Raw genomic sequence first — 1857 nt, forward strand, 5'->3', positions numbered from 1 at the left:
GTCCCGCCCCCGGCCATGACCGGGCCGGCGCGGTGACAGCGGGAACGCGGGGGAGGGGCGGGGTCGCGACTGCCGCGCAGCGCCCGCGGCTGTCACAATGGAGGTACCGAGTTACTTCCAGTGGGCAGAGAGCGCCATGTCACACAGAGCAGTTCCCGGCACCGGGGACCACCCGGGCCAGGGCGGCCAACGCATCAGCGACGAACACCTGTTACGCGCGGTCCGCGAGGGTGACTCGCATGCCTTCGCCACGCTCTACGAACGGCACCGCGGGGCGGCACTGGCCGTGGCCCGCATGCATTCCCGCAACGAGCCGGAAGCGGAGGACCTCGTCTCCGAGGCGTTCACGCGCGTGTTCGCGCTGCTCAAGGAGGGCAAGGGCCCCCGGGAGTTCCTGCGCGCCTACCTCGTTACGGCCGTGTCCCGGCTCGCTGCGGACCGCGCCAACGAACTCAGCCGCACGCGTCCCGTGGACCCCCAACCGGACGGGCCGCTGGACCGTGTGCAACTGTTCGAGGACACCGTAGTGCGCCAGGTGGACTCCGTGGTGGTGGCCCGCGCGTTCGCGTCCCTGCCAGAGCGCTGGCAGGAAGTGCTGTGGTACCTCGAGATCGAGGGGCGCAAGCCGCGTCAGGTGGCCTCCGCCGTGGGCATTCAACCCAACGCGGTCTCCGCGCTGGGCACGCGCGCACGGGAGGGACTCCGCACCGCCTACATGCAGGAACACGTCTCGGCGCGGGCCCTCGAGGACTGCGGCGAGTATTCACGACAGCTCGGTGCGTTCGCGCGCGGTTCCCTGACCCCGTCGCGCACCAAGGTCGTGCAGGAACACCTGGACCGCTGTCCCCGGTGCACCGCCGAGTACCTGCAGCTCCAGGACCTCGGGATCGGGATGCGGGGTTGGCTCCTGCCCGTCCTGGCCGGACTTCCGTTGTGGGCCGGTGCGGGCGGTCGGCTCGTGGACGCGCTCACCGGCACGTCCCTGGCGGGCTTCGGGGGTGCCGCGTCCCAGGCTCCGGGAGTCGCGGGGATCCCGGCTTTCGACGGCGCGGCGGGGAGCGCCACCGCAGCGTCCGGGGGTCCGGGTGCCGGCGGCTCCGGGGCCGGCGCGGGCGCCTCGTCCGGGGCCGTGGCGGCAGGGCAGTCCACGGGGATTGCTGCGTTCGCATCGTCCGGTATGGGCCTGGCGATCGCCGCGGTCGGCGTCCTGGTTGCGGCCGCCGCGGCCGTGGGGATCGTGGCCGTGTCCAACTCGCCGGACGATCCCTCGGGCGGTGCGCCCGCCGTCGCCGTCCCCCCGGATGTGAACTCTTCCGACGGCGACGCCGCTGCGTCCGGCGCCCGCGGTTCTTCCGAGACACCCGCAGCCGGTCGCGACGACGATGCGGACGGCAGTGATTCCCGCGAGGGGGATTCCGCCGGTCGGGACTCGGACGGCGGTGCCGCCGATGGTGGAGATTCCGCGTCCGTGGCTCAGGGGGACTCGGGCGGTTCCGACGGTGGAGGGTCCGTGGCCCTCGGCGATTCCGACGCGTCCCGCCCCAAGCAGGCCCGCGAGGACGTCCCCCAGGGACAAGGCCCGGACGGCCAGGCCGGCCGCAATCAGGGTGACTCGCAAGGTCGCTGGCCGGGCGGTGCGCCACTGCCCGGGCGCCCGGGTGCGCCGGGCAACGGAGCGGGCGGTGCGACGTCGTCCTCTGCCCCCGACCTCGGCACCGATCCGGACGTCCCGCCCACGCCGTCGCCGAGCCCGCCCCCGGGTGGCGCGGACCCGGGAGGGAACCCCGCGGACCCGGGCGAGGGACCCTCCCCCGCGCCGTCGGACGCTACGCAAACACCGGTCCCTGTCCCTTATTC

Annotated in this window: 1 protein-coding gene; it reads left to right on the forward strand. The window is 73.9% G+C overall.

Features of this window, described 5'->3' with window-relative positions; translation table 11 throughout:
* Positions 1–136: 136 nt before the first annotated feature.
* Positions 137–1857 (forward strand): sigma-70 family RNA polymerase sigma factor (locus tag J1M36_RS12440; protein WP_206480010.1); only part of this gene is annotated, 1721 nt, incomplete at its 3' end.

The sequence above is a fragment of the Kocuria sp. KRD140 genome, from assembly GCF_017168375.1.
Classification (GTDB): Bacteria; Actinomycetota; Actinomycetes; order Actinomycetales; family Micrococcaceae; genus Kocuria; species Kocuria marina.